Origin of the sequence: Bacillus sp. GC_Bacil_1 (assembly GCF_026540675.1) — a bacterium.
Lineage (GTDB): Bacteria > Bacillota > Bacilli > Bacillales > Bacillaceae_G > Bacillus_A > Bacillus_A cereus.
This window is the reverse complement of record NZ_JALNUG010000004.1, coordinates 107,213-124,069: the sequence shown is the minus strand read 5'-3', so window position 1 is coordinate 124,069 and position 16,857 is coordinate 107,213. Positions and strand designations below refer to the sequence as shown.

Sequence of the window (16,857 nt, the reverse complement as noted above, 5' to 3'; positions counted from 1 at the left end):
TCCAGAAAAAAACAAAAACGCACTCTAAAAAAGAGGGCGTTACTGACAAATAAAAACGGAAGCTCTCATCTATCAGGATTATCACCCGCTGGAATTAGCACAGTGTCTACTTAAGCAGACCTGTTGCTGAGGTTTCATAAGGCCAGTCCCTCCACCTCTCTGGATAAGAAATATTTTTTTATAACCTTATCAATCCATTTAATAACTGTCAAGATAATTCTGTTTTTTTTAAAAAATATCTATTATAGAAATACAAAAAATAGAGTATTACTATAACTGCAACCCACTCCTTCTCGGGTATTATTTAAAAATAGAACATACACAACCTGATTTATTTATGATACGGTTCACAAGCACTGCCTCAAAATTTAATGCACTTCTAAATATCTTCTTACTTCTTTGGCTATGGGGTCACCATACATAACCATCAACTCAGGTGATTTTAATACCCTCAAATATCAAAAAAACGTTATCTTTTCTAAACAAGCTAAATTAGAAAGGATGATGTTTTCTTATGAATCTCTCGATTCAAGATGAATTATTACCATTTGCAGAATAATTACAACGATATGTTACACCTGTATTCTTAGAAGAACTTGCAAGGGAAATAGGATTTATAAGGCGAAGACTTAAGTTTTCTGGATCAGAATTAGCTGCTATTTTCATTTGGATTAGTCAACGGGCGGCAAGTGATTCCTTGGTTCGATTATGAGTGGGCTTCATGCAGCGACAGGCACATTACTTAGCCCTGAGGAACTTAATAAAACTCCTGTTGAAGTTTCTAATTGACTACAAAGTTGAGTAAGAGAGGTAGTAGCGATTTGTTGATTTAACCATACACACAAATATAAAAAATGGTGCCTATGGCACTTGCGTTTTCGTTCCATTCCGCCTGCTTCTATAGCTAATTGATTAAGTGTAGTGGGAGACATATATCGATATAACTCTTTAGCAAATAAAGACAACTTTTGTTTTTGATAAATATTTATAAAAAGCACGTCACCTTTTCTCATTAACATAAGTGAATAGTAACGTGCTTTTAACTTCAAGAATAGTCTAAATCCTTAAGTTGATGGATGTGGGGTACCACCACATGCCCATCAAGCTAAAAATGGATTTTCTATGAAATTCCATTTTTTTGTTGTGCCACTATTACCGTTTCTGTTTCGTTATCAGATAAGCTCAAATTTCTTCCGCATCTTAAAGTGGAACAAATTTATTACTTAAATTGTCTATTTAGTACCCTTTTTAAATATGAATATATTTCTTAAAGTGAATTCAATAATTTTAAGTAAATCAAAAGGAGAATTGAAAGGCAGGAGAATATAGCATGTCAGAAAATTATCGTTCTCGAGAGGAGCGACGACAAGTTAAAAAGAACAAACAGCCAGCAGCTAAAAAACAAAAACCAAAAGGCAAGACATCATTTTTTCGTAAGTTTTTAATTAGTTGTTTATTAGTTGGTATTGTAGGGTTAGTCACAGGGGTTGCTACTTTTTTCGTTATGATCAAGGATGCGCCAAAACTCGAGAAAGCAAAACTTGTTAATCCGTTATCCTCAAAAATTTATGATAAAGATGGGAAATTGATATATGAATATGGGAAAGAAAAACGAACGAATATTATGTATGGTCAAATTCCTAAGTTAGTAGAAAATGCGTTTTTAGCGACAGAAGATGCACGTTTTTACGAGCACAGTGGCGTAGATTTTAAAGGTACTGCACGTGCAGTTTTAGTCAGCCTAAAAGGGGATTACGGCTCTCAAGGTGGAAGTACGATTACGCAGCAAGTTATTAAAAATTATTTCTTATCGATGGAAAAAACGTCAAAGAGAAAGGCACAAGAAATATATTTAGCGTATAAGCTAGAACAACAGTATTCAAAACATGAAATTTTAGAAATGTATTTAAATAAAGTTTACTTAGGTAACCGTTCATACGGAATTGCAACAGCAGTACAAAATTACTATGGTAAGGAATTGAGAGATTTAACACTACCAGAAGTTGCAATGCTTGCTGGCTTAATGAAAGCGCCTAATAACTATGATCCAACGAAAGAACAAAATATCAAAAAAGCAACAGAAAGAAGAAATGTTGTACTTCAATTAATGAATCGACATGGTTATATTACAAAAAAGGAAATGGAAGACGCATCAAAAATTCCAGTAACAGAAGGACTTAAGAAAGCAACTGAACAAAAAGAAATGCCATATCCTGCTTTTATGGATGCGGTTGTGAAAGAAGTTGAAAAAGAAATGCCAGATGCAAATATTGGATCTGACGGTTTAGAAATTTATACAACATTAGATCCAAAGGCACAGGATTTTGCGGACAAGCTTTTAAATAGCGGTATTATTAATTATCCAAATGAGAAATTCCAAGGGGCTTTCACATTTATGGATACGAAAACAGGAGAAGTACGTGCAATTGGTAGTGGACGTGGTGAAAATAAAGCTGTTTTTAAAGGACATAATATTGCAATTGAATTAAATCGCTCAGCAGGTTCCACGATGAAACCAATTTTTGATTACGCTCCTGCAGTTGAATATTTAAAATGGGCTACTTACCATCAAATTGATGACTCTCCATATAAGTATTCAACAGGACAAGAAGTTAGAAATGCAGATAGAAAGCATTTAGGACCAATTACAATGCGTGATGCATTGAAAACTTCCCGAAATATCCCGGCTATTAAAACTGCAAAAGAAGTAGGAATTAATAAATCAAAAGCTTTCTCTGAAAAGCTAGGTATTACATTTAATGTAGCACCGACCGAATCAACAGCGATTGGTACAAATGAAGCGTCACCAACTGAAATTGCAGGCGCTTATGCGGCATTTGGTAATGATGGTAAGTACACGAAACCACATTTTGTTAAGAAAATCGTTTATCCAGATGGTAAATCAAAAAGCTTTGAGCAAAAGCCAAAACGAGTTATGAAGGATTCTACAGCATATATGATTACTGATATGCTTCGTACTTTTGTTTCATCTGGATTGGGTACAGCAGCTAATATAGGTTCTTTAGATGTAGCCGGTAAAACAGGGACAACAAACTATTCTTTAGAACAAATAGCACAATATAATCTACCAGAAAGTGCTAATCGTGATAGTTGGTTTGCTGGTTATACACCACAATATACGATGGCTGTATGGACCGGATATACAAAGGATAGTAAAGATGATTATATTAGTAGTAAAAATACGAAAATTGCTCAATTGATTTTTAAAGAAATGATGAGTAAGTTTGCTACAGATAAATCGCAATTTAAAATGCCGAACAGTGTGGTTCAAGAAGATAGCGAATTACGTATTAAAGGTGAGAAGCGTGATACTTCTCCAAATGCGAAAATAGCCAATACGACTGAACAGCCAAATGAAAATAAGCAAAAAGAAAAGCAAAAGAAACAAGAAGAATTAAAGAAACCAGAAGATCAAAAGCAAAGTGAGCCAAACAACGGTAGTGGAGAAGGAAATACAAAGCCGCCAAACAACGGTAGTGGAGAAGGAAATACAAAGCCGCCAAACAACGGTAGTGGAGAAGAAAATACAAAGCCGCCAAACAACGGTAGTGGAGAAGGAAATACAAAGCCGCCAAACAACGGTAGTGGAGAAGGAAATACAAAGCCGCCAAACAACGGTAGTGGAGAAGGAAATACAAAGCCGCCAAACAGTGGTAGTGGCGAAGGAAATACAAAGCCGCCAAACAGTGGTAGTGGCGAAGGAAATACAAAGCCGCTAAACGATGGTAGTGGCGAAGGAAATACAACACTGCCAAACAATGGGGATGGCCATGGAACGCCAATGCAACCAAGTAATGATGGGAGTTCAGGAGAGTATCCAGCCAATAATGGTTAATAAGTAATATGAAGATATTGTTGGTCCTTTTGCAAATTTAAAAAAAGCATAAATAGATTAGTAAATGAGGAACAACGTTTAGGAAGTAGCTAGTAGTCGTTGAAGTACATTATAAGTCGAAAGGGTGAAGTCTCTTTATATAGTACCTTTTAAATGAAAAATGCGCTATTCTTTCTGTAGAATCATAGGAAAGGATGGCGTTTTTTATGTCTGTTTCTGTGTCTGACGAATTACAACTATTTGCTCAAGAGATTCAAAGTTTTTTATCTCCAAATACCTTACGGGATCTTGCTAGAGATGTTGGTTTTGTACAACGAGTGAACCGGCACTGACAGATATATCGGTGGAGATAAAACGTGGCGAGACTGTGGGAATTATCGGTGGTACTGGTTCAGGCAAATCTACATTTGTGAACTTGATTCCGAGATTTTATGACGCTACCTCTGGACAAATACTCGTCAATGGAATTGATGTAAGGAATTATAGTCTACATGAGTTACGCGGTGAGATCGGAATCGTTCCGCAGAAGGCACTGCTCTTCACAGGGACGATTGCGCTCATGTTGTATACGAATCCGCTCATGACCGTCGTCGTGCTGTTATCTGCACCAGTGACTTTCTTCGTAGCGCGGTTCATCACGATGCGCTCCCAGCAGCTATTTCGTGATCAGGCCCGCATATTGGGTGGACTGAATGGCTATGTCGAGGAGATGATCGGCGGGCAGAAGGTTGTTCAGGCCTTCCGTTATGAAGATCACTCTTTTGCGGAGTTTACAGCGCGAAATGATAAATTGTATCACACAGGGGTAAAATCACAATTCGTCAGCTCTCTGTCGAATCCATCCACCCGTTTGGTGAACAATGTTACCTTCTCAATCATCGCCTTAATTGGGAGTATTATGGTCATTATGTCTAGAATATCGGTCGGGGGATTATCGAGTTTCCTGATTTATGCCAATCTGTTCGCTAAACCGTTCAACGAGATTACCGGAGTAATTACACAGTTGCAATCAGCTACGGCCTCGGCGTAACGTATCTTTCAGGTACTTGATGAATCGGCGGAGTCACCGGAGGCTGAAGATGCAGTTCATATCCCAGCTAAGCAGGGGACGATTACATTCCATCATGTGAAGTTCGCTTACCAGCCTGACCGTCCCCTTATTACCGATTTGAACCTAGTTGTTGAACTAGGAACACGTGTCGCAATCGTGGGACAGACGGGTGCTGGCAAGATAACATTAGTGAATCTGTTAATGCGATTCTATGATATTGATGCCGGTGAGATTGCGATAGATGGTATTAATATTAACGATATGGCCCGTGATAGCTTACGCCATACTTTTGGGATGGTGCTACAGGATACTTGGCTGTTTGGTGGGACAATCCATGACAATATCGCCTATGGGAAACCGAATGCTAGCTAGGATGAGGTTATAGCAGCCGCTAAGGCAGCTAACGCCCACAGCTTCATCAGGCGGCTGCCGAAGGGCTATAATACAGTAATCAACGGCTCCGGCGACAGCCTGTCCCAGGGACAGAAACAGCTCTTGACAATCGCTCGGGTTATGCTGGTTGATCCGCCTATGCTAATTCTCGACGAAGCGACGAGCAGCATTGATACGCTGACGGAGATTCGTATCCAGGCGGCGTTCCTGAAGATGATGGAAGGCAGAACGAGTTTCGTTATCGCTCACCGTTTGTCGACGATCCGTGAGGCAGATATGATCCTCTACATGAAGGACGGGGATGTCGTCGAAAGCGGGAGTCATGAGCAGCTGCTGGAGCAGGGTGGGTACTACGCCAATCTGTATAACAGCCAATTCGCGGCTGTGAATGGTTAGTAGACTATTTGTAACATTATTCCGAAAGTGCTCACGATGCGTGGACCGGGTCTTGGCCTAAATAATCTCCATCATTTTATACTATATTTATCATATGTATTAGAAGATAGTGCAACATTAAAAATTAACTCTGATACAGTGTAGTCATATTGTATCAGGGTTTGTATTATTTTATAAAAAAACATAATATATTCAGTTGAATAAACTTTGCTGTAATGAATAATAAGAGTAATCAATGCGTTTCAGTAAAAACACCTATTGCTTTTTTTAACTTATTATTTCTCCCTATAAATAATTCTCCCTTCTATCCATTCGGAAGAAAAGGAGGCGATATAACAAGGAATTATTGTTTGAACTTTTAAAAGAAATTGCCGGAGCAGTTGTGCGTGAGCTTTCAGCCTACATATTAAGATAGCAAATGCAAAAAAGATAACAAAAAACCCGCGCTTCACCGACCAAAGTACAAGCGTGGGTCTAAAAGAAAAAGATAATGCATAATAACAACCACCTTGACAGTAGCAGTTATGAGACGGGATGTGTCCAGCATTTCGCCTATTTTATTTTATCATTATAAAGAATGAAGGAATAAGGCGTCTAACCGCAAGGACTGCGGGGTTAGCCTAATCAATTAGAGTTCGATAGAACTCTAATTGATTAGGAATCCCCACTTCTAAACGAAGTGAAAGTGGGGATAGTTCAATATATTGTAAATAGAAAGAGGATTAAATTTAGGAGAAAATTTGCATCTTGTAACTACAGTTTACTTTGCTGTAAAGAAACAAAAAAACATTTTTCTTATTCAATAATGCCAATTTCTAGAGCCTTTTGAACAGCTTCTTCTTTGTTACGGACTCCTAACTTTGTATAAGCTGTGGAAGCATAATTTCTGACTGTGCCACTCGATAAATATAATCTTGATGCTATGGTAGTGTATCGAAGTCCTTTTGCTACTAGCTGCAATATTTCTATCTCCCTAGCTGTTAGTTCGAAAGCGGTTGCTTTTGATTGTGGTGTCTCTTTTTGCTCATCAAACTTCTCAAATATTTTGTGAGACATTTCCTGATCAATTAGTGTCCCACCTTTGTGAATAAGTCGGATCGTATTAGCTAGCTCCAACGTTTCAATAGATTTAAGTAAAAAACCATCCGCACCGTTGCGAAGTGATTCCAACGCCTGTTCGGTATCCTGAAAAGTTGTGAAAATCAACACGCGGATATGTGGCCATTGTTGCTTAATCTTTTTGGTTGCTTCAACTCCATCCATGTGCTGCATATCTAAATCCATAAGTATAACATGGGGTTGAAGGCGCCCACACAAATCGATGGCTTGATTGCCATCCTCAGCTAAACCGACTACATTTAAATCTTCACATCTATCGAGTAGTGTCCTCAAACTTTCCCGAACAAATGGTTGATCGTCTACAATTAACAAACGAATAAGTCCATCTTTTATTTCAGTTTGTCGCGGTATGGTACATGTAACAAGCATTCCTTCCTCTGGCTTTGTATATACAGACAAATGACCTTGCAAATTCATTGCCCGTTCTTTCATCGCATTCATACCGAAGCCTTCCTGCCATTCTACATTTCCTTTTCCATTATCTTGAACTTCTAACCTCGTATACTGTTGTTCAAACTGCAATGAAACTATAATTTCAGTTCCCTGACCATGACGTACTGCATTCGTAAGGGACTCTTGTAAACAACGAATGAATGCGATCTTCGCTTGCCGAGACAGTTGATATTCCTCTCCGAATGTCCTAAAACTTACATTTACCTGAGCGTGCTCCTGAAATTCGGCTCCAAGATTTTGTAGAGATTGAATTAAGGAAGGCGATTGACACGAAGAATCCATTTGATGTAGGTAACCTCTCACGTCCTCAATACTTTTACGTCCCATTTCAAGCAGAGAATCTAGCCTCTGTATACCCATCTCAGTAGCAAGTTCGGTACGCAACGTTTCCATCCCCATAATAATAGAAGTATAAGCGTGACCAACTGTATCATGAAGCTCACTTGACAGTCTGTTCCGTTCTTCTGCCAGTGTAATACGTTCAATCTGAGACATATATTGCTCAAGTACCGCGTTTTGTTTACGAATCGCTTCATTTTGCTTATGATTGACGATTAATAAATGGAAAGCGAAGCCCATTACATAAGCAAGTCCATAGTTGGTAACCATAACCCAATAGCTATTACTTGGCGCAACCACATAGAAAATTCCAGTTGTTATAAAAACTGTTGTTGGAGCTGTCCAATAATAGGACAAATGCTGACTATTCGCAGCAATCAGAAAAGCCGATATAAGAAATGTAACGTTAGCTCCCGGAAATAAAGAAGTTAAATATATACACAGTCCACCATATAGCAGTATTTCTGTGAACAAATAATATTTATAATTGAATAGTAAGGCTACCCATGGGACAGAGAAGGCAATAATTTCCCAAAGAATAATAATCCAAATTGGCAATGTTAAACTATCCTGAAAATCTAATGTGGTTATGGCGATAGAGACACTAACAAGTATACGGACTCCTAACATAATCCAATCGTACCAAAACCAATACTTAACCATATCTAACAAGTCATTTACCCCCTAAGTAGCCTACCTTTTTACTTCATATATTATAATTTAATCCTTCATGCCTATTATACTTTTAAATTTAAAACTGCGATACTACTCACAGATTGCAAACTTCTATCGATTTAGTTGCCGAATCATGCTACGTGTATAGCCACCGATTTTCTTTGTCAAACGATCTACTATTCTAATACTTATGGCGGTAAATACTATACCCATAAACATTACAAAGAGTGACTTAGTAAAGGTATCTATCTGTATGAATATAATATTCATTTCGATGTATTGATACAGTAGTGGTGCCAATAGCAACATAAGTGGCATTACATAAAAAATGATTGCGCTAATGAGACTGAAAATGCCAATCACTAATTTCTGCATTAACCAATAGACAGCACACCAAGTACGACGATCTGTAAGCACTAATTTCACCTGAGCCCAGTTTGATGTATCTATTGTTATACTTCTATCATAAGAGTCTGTTGAAATATCTGTATAAATTTTCGTCTGTATGCGCTCGAATTGGATAAAAGGTGTAGTAGTCTGTAGTACGCGTATAACTAGTGGAATTCCAATTACCGTAAATGAAAGGGTGAAGCTGAATAGCAGAGCTATTAGATAAAAACAAAAATAAAAAAATCCTGTAACGAAAGTTAGCAATAAAAAATAACCATTCTGGATGAATCTTGATTTCATAAAGTTCTCGCTCCTATCTATGTAATAACCGAATTGTACTGCTTTTTTTGTCATTCTCACTAGTGTAAAAGTGTCATATGACATTTCTAAATGATGATAAAAAGGGGAGAGTAACCTACTTCTGGTTAAAAAAGATGCTTATATCCATCACCATAAAACAATCCCGTTCTTGCAGATGCAAGAACGGGATTGTTTTATACTTTTATTTAATATGAGATGGACTTGTTTTTCGAATATGAAACATAATATCAAATTGCTCAAGCAATGACGTATCAAAGTATGCCGATTCGTTCGGGAAGATTTGTCCCCCTATACTTAGTAATGGTCTTTTTGCTTTAACCCATTTTTCTGCTTGTCCTTTAAGGTGACGGTTATCCAATAAAAACATGTTATATGGTACTTTTCCGAGAGTATAATTGAAACTTTTTACATCTTGTGGAATAGTGTCGGTTGTAATCTTACCTCCAGTGGAAGGATCATATTCGCTGTATAAGGTAAAATTCCCCTCCGTAGTTGTACTACCAATTGTGACATAATTATTGTCTAAACGTTCCTTCAAAAATTGCCCTGCAACATAAGGGTATAATTTCTCATCGATAATTCCTTTAGCTATATGAATATTGTGTGCCCATACCATCGTTTTACCACCAAATGTTTCTTGTGCCCACATTGCATGATCGGCCAAGTATTGCTCATGTAGCTTTAACATACTTGGATAGTCGTTAGGAATTAGCATTGTGGTAAATTTCTCTATTGCACTTGCCGTTGCTTGCGCCCAGATGTACTCGGGTGAAGCTATTTCTGTGTTGGCTTGCCCATTCTCATCTTTTAGTAATTGGGCTACTCTCTCAGCGTTTGCTTTGAACTTTTCTTTTATTTCAGGAGCAAGGTCCATATATTCCTTTGTACTTCCATTAAAAGCCGACAATTCTTTATAATTTCCTTCTACTTCTGCCAGCAAATCTGGTCGATGTAGTCTTACATAATCAATCACTTTATTAAAGCAACCTTGGTCCAACTCCTTTAAGTCGAGCCCAATAAATTGGATCTTTTTTTTATTGGATGGATCAGCATTATAATCTTTCATCCACTCAATCATGGCTATAATTTCATCAGTAGGATATAACAAGTTTAAAAATTCCCTAGGGTTTCCTTTTCCTGTTTGGATATATTCATTTAGTTTTAAGCCGTTTCCCCAATCTTCTTCCATTGTGAAATTTGTAAAACCCATCTCAGTAACCAAATATTTCACAAGGCGAAACTTCATAGTGAAAATTTCAGAGCTCCCATGAGTATTCTCTCCTAATCCTACATATTGTGCGCTCCCAATCATTTTCTTAAGTGGTTTTAAATCCTCAAATGATTTTGACGGCTCTATCGTTTTTAATGGGTAAGCCTGTGATTGTATGGATTTAACTATATTTTTTTGTATTGATTGACCTGAATTTTCGACTGCTACTGTTTGAGCCTTTCCTACTTCTACACATCCTGTGACTAATAAAGCTGTACTAACCATTGCAATTATGCTTTTCTTATTCATTTTTTCCACCTCAATTGAATTATTTGTAAAGCAAGATTGATTCATTGTACTTGCACGAATCAATTGCCTTAATTCAATTGTTATCTATTCCATATCATATTTTCTAGTTACATATTGTCATAAGGTTAATTGACACAGGTCATAGACTAATCATTACACTTTTGTACTATCGGTTATGACAACTTATAAATAATAATTACATTGATGAGTCGTAAGTAAGACTAGACTATAAATTGGGGAGGGATTTTAAAGATGAATGAATCTGTATACAAAAACATTTTTATTCTAAGTTGTGTCTGTGGAAATGACAAGAAGTAAATTCGATAAACAAGTGAATGAAAGGGGAAGGGCGGATTAAAATGATATTACACGCAAAATCGTTCCACAATAAAGATAAAATCCAACGTGCTAAAATAGGACTTCAACTCTTTTTGAGTATCTTAATCATTACTTCTATTATCCTAAATGTAGTAGTAATAATTACGAAAAGTATGCCGCTTATTGTGGTATATATGTTTACCCCAGCATTTTCTTCTATTTTGACTCGCATAATACTGAAAGAAGGGTTTAAAGATGTATCTTTTAGTCTCGGTAACTTAAAGATATGGAAGGGGATTGGGTTTGCTCTGTTAATACCTATGATTATTTGTGGAATTACTTATTCTATCGCCTGGTTGAGCGGAATTGCGGGGTTTCAGCATCCCGAAGGTGGTATGTTAGAACCGATCTACAATATACTTGGACTTCAGTATGTACCGGAACCATTCAGTTTTATTTATCTAGTAGTATTGAGCGGCGTTTTAGGAAGTTTGCTTAACTTAATCCCAGTTTTAGGAGAAGAAATGGGTTGGCGAGGTTATATGCTCACAAGGCTAGTCGATGCAGAGTTTTCACGGCCTATCCTTATTAGTGGATTGATTTGGGCAACGTGGCATGTTCCAATTGTTATTGCTGGTCTATATGTAGAAGGATCATCTGTCCTACTTTCAGTACTTGGCATCTATTTTTGTATTGTGCCCTTCAGTTATATTACAGCTTATTTACGACTTATCACAGGTAGCGTTTGGCCTTCGGTTATCATCCATACTACTTGGAATGCCATTATTCAAGGACCTTTCGCACGTGCAAGTACAGGATATCAAACTGAGATTTGGATTGGAGAATCTGGCTTGATAACCGCTATTATTATCTTGGTTACTGCAATAATTACGTCTCGAATCGTAAATTTTACTAAATAGCATACGGATGTGTTTTAAATTCAATTAGTGAAATATGACGAGGCGAAATAAGATGCACCTAAAAATATTAGAAAAAATCTAGTTGAATGGACTCTTACTTAATCTTAGGTTGCTGGATATATGGGAGGCATCAAGCTAAGGGTTTAATTTATAAAAATAAACTTGGTTGCCATAAAAAACATAATGTTTTCATTTAAAGGCTATGAGATGAAATCTCATCATCTTCATCAAGTTTGACCTTCAGGAAATAAAAAGTTAAACGATTATACAAATACTCTAACTGAAAAAACGATAGTCCTGTTATCAAAAATGTAGAAGGACTATCGTTTATTTTTTTGACAAAATTAGGGGTTGATGTTCATAAAAATGGATAATATAATTCGTATTTTACGTAAAGAGAAAAATTTTCCCCTAGAATATTAAGCTAAATCTCTTGGTGTGACGGTTAATTTAAGTTTCACTTTATGACTTGTAAAGGGCTGTTCAATGCATCGTACTATTAAAAAATCTAAATTAAATCATTAAATTGCGATAAAATGTGGTCGGAAATAATGAAATTTTAGGAAAAATAAGGTACACTAGTCTATGATTTTAGTTGAAAATCGTTTGACGTTAATGCATACGGGGGAAAGATTGATGAACAACAATACAACAAATGAATCAGTTGAAGAAATTGATCAAAAACGAGTAAGATCAAAAAAACGTTATACAAATTGGAAGTTTATCGCAGCGGGTATTGGTGTAATTGCACTTCTTATTGGGGGAATGAGTTATTATCAGGCAACTCACTTCAATTCGAATGTTACAATTAATGACACAAAAGTTGGTGGTCTGAGCGCTGATCAGGCAATACAGAAATTAAAGACATCTGGACTAGCAAACAAAGTCTATGTTGATCAACAACAAATTTTAGATGAAAAAGATACAAAAACGGAACTTACGGAAAAAGATTTGCCTCAAGTTAAGAAACTATTAAAAAGTCAGTGGACATTTTTCCCTTCCTCAAAGGGAGAAAATTATTCATTGCTACCAGAGAAGGCAGATCAGTATCGTAGTGAAACGATGAAGAAACTTGTAGAAGAAACGCTCATCTCTATGAATGAAAAATTAAAAGCGCCTCAAGATGCTATGGCGAAGCTAGAACAAGGGAAAATTGTTATCTCGAAAAGTGTTGAAGGAAAACAGTATGATGTTACTAGTCTACTGAAAGATTACGATAAGCAAAAATATAAAAGCGAAATTCATCTGAAGTCTGCATACATAAAACCTATTAAAGAAGACGATCCGATTGTCAAAAAAGAGGAGAAAGCACTACAGAATCTTCTTGGGCAGTCTGTTGAGTATAAAGTGCAGGATGAAGTTTATCCTTTAAAAGCGAAAGATTTAATTCAAAATGCCTCTATGTCAAAGGATATGAAAGTTACAATTGATGCGAGTGACATTAAGAAGAAAATTACTGAAATTAATAATGCCAAATCAACATTAAATAAAGATTTCTCATTTAAAACGCATTCCGGTTCAGTCATATCAGTAAAAGGGCAAGGATACGGCTGGGCACTAGATGTTGAAAAAGAAACTAAACAAGTTCAACAAGCCTTTGAGAAAGGCGAAAAGTCGCTTTCTGCTTCTAATATTCACGGAAATGGTTGGGAGAAGGAAGGTATCGGTTATAAAACAACAGCGAATAATGGCATCGGAGACACGTATGCGGAAGTTTCAATTGCAGAGCAACAAATTTGGATTTATAAAGATGGAAAATTAGTCGTTACAACAAATGTAGTAACGGGTAAACATAGCACGGGTGAAGATACATCACCAGGTGTTTGGTACGTCCTATACAAACGAACACCATACACGCTAAGAGGTAGCGCAGTAGGGAAAGCTGATTATGCGGTTAAAGTAGATTACTGGGTTCCATTCACAAATAGCGGTCAAGGATTCCACGATGCCGGCTGGCGAAAAGACTGGGCAAATAATGCTTATTTAACAGGTGGATCAGGTGGGTGTGTGAACCTTCTTCCTAATGTTGCAAAAACTGTATATGATAGTTTGAACACGTATGATCCAGTTATTGTGTACTAGAAAATAGCTACGTATCAAGAAATAAACAAAGCAGGAAATCTTATCTGATGGTATATGAAAAAACACCTCTTGCATTCGCATACTAAGTGTGCAAATGCAATGGAGGTGTTTTTGTTTGAATACAAGAGTGTATTGCTTATAAGAAACAAAGTAGAAAGAGATTAAGAATAAGTATTCAAATAATCAATAAAATTGACAATGAATATCATTTTCACTTAATATAGAATCGTCGCATTTAATTAGACATGAATTTTTTGTTAATATAATAGATTTCTATTAAGTTGTCATATTTACGAACTATTATTAAATATTTTAAGAATTTAAACGTAGGAAAGGGTAATATAAAATGAACTGGAAAAAAGGCGGGTTATGGGTTATTATTTTTTTCGTTGTAAAAGGCACGATTTCTACACTTTTAATCGTTACAGGTGCTAAATATTTTGATTTATCATTTATGCAACTTATCTTATTAATTCTGACCTTATTAGTGATTTCTCTAATAAGTCGAAAATTGCTCTATAGACATAAACAAAACAAAAAGCAAAAAGAGCTAAATATATAATGAAGCCCCAGAGACCGTTGGATTTCTGGGGTTTTATTTTGATAGTTTTTTCGCATCCACATTAATTTAACAGAATAGGTTGTCCAAAATGATAAAATCGATGATGTTTAAAATGCGTCAGTTATTTTTACATAAGGATTGTAGAGAGCCTTTGAATCAATCTTTATTCTGAAGCGACAGACACGTATAAATTATGCTCTTTTTTCAATTGGTAGTTTAAATGTAAAAGTACTGCCTTCTCCTAATTTACTTTCAACCATAATTTCTCCTCCGTGTAGTTCGACAATCCATTTTACCATTGACAATCCTAAACCTGTGTTTCCGATGTTTGAAGATGTGCGTGCTGCGTCAACTCGAAAGAAGCGGTCCCATATTTTAGTAATATGTTGCTCGCTGATGCCTATGCCATTATCGGAGACTTTACCTATTATGTTGGTTTCATCACGGAATAGTTGCATATTCACAGTTCCACTCGCTTTGCTATAAGCAATCGCATTCGTTAGTAAATTCATTAATAAACGCATCATCAATGTTTGATCGGCTTTAATAAATAGGTCTTTCTCTATATTGGTTGTTATTTCAACCGAAGCTTCTTGAACTATTAATGAAAGTTCTTCTACAACGATTTCCGTTAATTCACTCATATTGATACATTCAAATTGGAAAGTATTATGGTTTCCTTGGTCAGCTCGTGCTAATAATAAGAGTTGTGAGATTAGAGCGGACATTTTACGTGATTGTTTTAAAATTACTTCTAACGATTCTTCCATTTCTTTCGGATTATTTCTCTGCGATAAAGCGTATTCGCATTGTGAAATAATAACAGATGTTGGTGTTCTTAATTCATGAGAAGCGTCAGATGTAAATTGTTTTTCACTTTCGAATGATGTCTCCAATCGCACAAACATTTTGTCAAAGGTTTGTGCTAAATGATACATTTCGTCTTTCGGTGAACCTTGTAAATTAATTCTCTTCGAAAGGTCTTTACCATCACCAATTTTACTAGCTGAATCACTCATTTGTTGCACAGGTCGAAACGCCCTTTGCGTAATAAAATATCCTCCGAATGCCGCAATAAGAATAAGTAATGGGAATGAGATGATTGTTACCACGATAAGCGTATTCATCGTTGAAGATAATTGGTTCATAGTCATTATTCCACGAACCCAGACTTGCTCATCGCCGCCTGCATTATGGAGAAAATCATATACTATCCATTCTTTATTGCCGTCTTTAATGGTTTGTATTTCATCGGATTTAAGCGATATCTTTTTATTAAAGCTTGTTGGACTATGTCCTACCAACAGCTCACCTTCTTTACTATAAATGCTTATATTTACTCCATCTTCTAAGGTTTCAAAATCATCGTCAATCTTTAACTGCCCATGCTTATATTCGATATCTTCCATGCTTTCTTTTACTGTGCTCTTTAATTGATCTTTCATATTAAAAAGCAAAACTTTATCTGAAGAAGTTAAAATAAAAGCTAACACGAGTGCCATAATAATTACAATTAGCCCCGTATACCACAGGGTCACTCTCATTTTTATTGATAGTCTTTTCATGATTCTACTCGCAATACGTAACCAGTTCCTCGTACTGTATGAATTAACTTCGTTTCAAACTGGCTATCAATTTTTTTGCGAAGATAGCGGACGTAAACATCAATAATATTCGAGCCACCTTCATAGTCGTAATTCCACACATGTTGCTCAATTTTATCTCGTGTCAGCACAACTTCTTTATTACGAATCATATATTCTAAAATAGCAAATTCTTTACTGGAAAGAGTGATAACTTGGTCTCCTCTTGTTACTTTATGCATATTGCAATCTACCACTAGGTCAGCGATTTCAAACACATTAGATGTATTTCCTGTTTTTCTTCGCATTAACACTCGAATTCTTGCTAACAGTTCATCAAAAGCAAACGGCTTTACTAAATAATCATCTGCACCTAAGTCGAGTCCTGTTACACGATCATCAATTGTATCTTTAGCTGTAAGAAGCAAGACAGGAGTTGCATTATTGTCCGCGCATAATCTTTGTAATACTTGTAAACCATTTATTCCTGGAATCATAATGTCAAGCACAATCAAATCGTAGGTAGCCATGTTTATATAATCCAAGGCATCTTCTCCATTCCCACATGCATCGACACTATAATGTTCTGCATTTAATCGTTTCACCAATATATTTTGTAAGTCTTGTTCATCTTCGACGATAAGAACTCGCATTAACATTCTCCTTTTCTTCTTATTAATATGTATCACTATAATTTCAAAACATTAAAGAAAGATTAGAAACTAGTTAATTATATCATTTTATCCCGCATTAACGGGCAGTACGACTACTCCCTCAAAATTCGGTGAATGCGAGGTAGGTAGGGATTAACTGCCTGTAAAAGCCTTCACTTTATTTTTTTGTACATTAATCTTCCTTTAATGTTTGTTCAGTAATATAA

The 16,857-nt window shown here is 36.2% G+C and carries 10 protein-coding genes, 5 pseudogenes and 1 riboswitch; of the genes and pseudogenes, 9 read left to right on the top strand and 6 right to left on the bottom strand.

What is annotated here, in order from left to right; all coding sequences use genetic code 11:
* Positions 1–62: 62 nt before the first annotated feature.
* A riboswitch (SAM riboswitch) is annotated at positions 63–170 on the bottom strand.
* Positions 171–514: 344 nt separating this feature from the next.
* Positions 515–765 (top strand): annotated as a pseudogene (locus tag OXT04_RS08025) (IS4 family transposase); the annotation flags it as partial.
* On the opposite strand, the pseudogene OXT04_RS08020 reads toward OXT04_RS08025, so the two are convergent.
* Positions 741–989: pseudogene (locus OXT04_RS08020) on the bottom strand (IS4 family transposase); the annotation flags it as partial. The pseudogenes OXT04_RS08025 and OXT04_RS08020 sit on opposite strands and share 25 nt — an antisense overlap.
* Positions 990–1,330: 341 nt before the next feature.
* Between OXT04_RS08020 and OXT04_RS08015 the strand changes: the two are divergent.
* The 5 genes and pseudogenes from OXT04_RS08015 to OXT04_RS29850 all read left to right on the top strand — a co-directional run bounded on the left by OXT04_RS08015 (position 1,331) and on the right by OXT04_RS29850 (position 6,187).
* Positions 1,331–3,856, top strand: a complete 2,526-nt coding sequence (locus tag OXT04_RS08015; RefSeq protein ID WP_267414127.1) for a PBP1A family penicillin-binding protein — start codon at positions 1,331–1,333, stop codon at positions 3,854–3,856.
* Between the two features lie 206 nt (positions 3,857–4,062).
* Entirely contained in the window at positions 4,063–4,188 is a 126-nt protein-coding gene (locus OXT04_RS08010; protein ID WP_255259072.1) for a hypothetical protein, read from the top strand.
* A gap of 11 nt (positions 4,189–4,199) precedes the next feature.
* Positions 4,200–4,346 (top strand): annotated as a pseudogene (locus OXT04_RS29890) (ATP-binding cassette domain-containing protein); the annotation flags it as partial.
* Between the two features lie 18 nt (positions 4,347–4,364).
* Positions 4,365–5,696: pseudogene (locus tag OXT04_RS29885) on the top strand (ABC transporter ATP-binding protein).
* A 310-nt stretch (positions 5,697–6,006) separates the two neighbouring features.
* Positions 6,007–6,187 (top strand): annotated as a pseudogene (locus OXT04_RS29850) (hypothetical protein).
* A gap of 304 nt (positions 6,188–6,491) precedes the next feature.
* Here OXT04_RS29850 and OXT04_RS07995 read toward each other — a convergent pair.
* The 3 genes from OXT04_RS07995 to OXT04_RS07985 form a co-directional block, all read right to left on the bottom strand.
* Complete coding sequence (locus tag OXT04_RS07995; RefSeq protein ID WP_267414126.1) at positions 6,492–8,279, bottom strand: helix-turn-helix transcriptional regulator; 1,788 nt, start codon at positions 8,277–8,279, stop codon at positions 6,492–6,494.
* Between the two features lie 114 nt (positions 8,280–8,393).
* On the bottom strand, positions 8,394–8,972 hold the full coding sequence (locus OXT04_RS07990) for a sensor domain-containing protein (protein WP_098237201.1): 579 nt from the start codon (positions 8,970–8,972) through the stop codon (positions 8,394–8,396).
* A 202-nt stretch (positions 8,973–9,174) separates the two neighbouring features.
* Positions 9,175–10,512 carry an erythromycin esterase family protein gene (locus OXT04_RS07985; protein ID WP_098235323.1) on the bottom strand — a complete coding sequence of 446 codons (1,338 nt, stop codon included), beginning with the start codon at positions 10,510–10,512 and terminating at the stop codon, positions 9,175–9,177.
* Positions 10,513–10,871: 359 nt separating this feature from the next.
* Here OXT04_RS07985 and OXT04_RS07980 point away from each other — a divergent pair, with 359 nt between their 5' ends.
* The 3 genes from OXT04_RS07980 to OXT04_RS07970 all read left to right on the top strand — a co-directional run bounded on the left by OXT04_RS07980 (position 10,872) and on the right by OXT04_RS07970 (position 14,394).
* Complete coding sequence (locus OXT04_RS07980) at positions 10,872–11,750, top strand: CPBP family intramembrane glutamic endopeptidase (protein WP_000600462.1); 879 nt, start codon at positions 10,872–10,874, stop codon at positions 11,748–11,750.
* A 636-nt stretch (positions 11,751–12,386) separates the two neighbouring features.
* Positions 12,387–13,832, top strand: coding sequence for a L,D-transpeptidase family protein (locus tag OXT04_RS07975; RefSeq protein WP_001064063.1), 1,446 nt, complete (start codon positions 12,387–12,389; stop codon positions 13,830–13,832).
* 346 nt (positions 13,833–14,178) lie between these two features.
* On the top strand, positions 14,179–14,394 hold the full coding sequence (locus OXT04_RS07970; protein WP_001104104.1) for a hypothetical protein: 216 nt from the start codon (positions 14,179–14,181) through the stop codon (positions 14,392–14,394).
* A gap of 191 nt (positions 14,395–14,585) precedes the next feature.
* On the opposite strand, the gene OXT04_RS07965 is transcribed toward OXT04_RS07970, so the two are convergent.
* Both OXT04_RS07965 and OXT04_RS07960 read right to left on the bottom strand, forming a co-directional pair.
* The gene (locus OXT04_RS07965) at positions 14,586–15,959 is read right to left on the bottom strand and encodes a sensor histidine kinase (protein WP_267414125.1); all 1,374 of its coding nucleotides are present in this window, start codon (positions 15,957–15,959) and stop codon (positions 14,586–14,588) included.
* The gene (locus tag OXT04_RS07960; RefSeq protein WP_267414124.1) at positions 15,956–16,630 is read right to left on the bottom strand and encodes a response regulator transcription factor; all 675 of its coding nucleotides are present in this window, start codon (positions 16,628–16,630) and stop codon (positions 15,956–15,958) included. The genes OXT04_RS07965 and OXT04_RS07960 overlap by 4 nt, the downstream gene beginning before the upstream one ends.
* Positions 16,631–16,857: the final 227 nt, after the last annotated feature.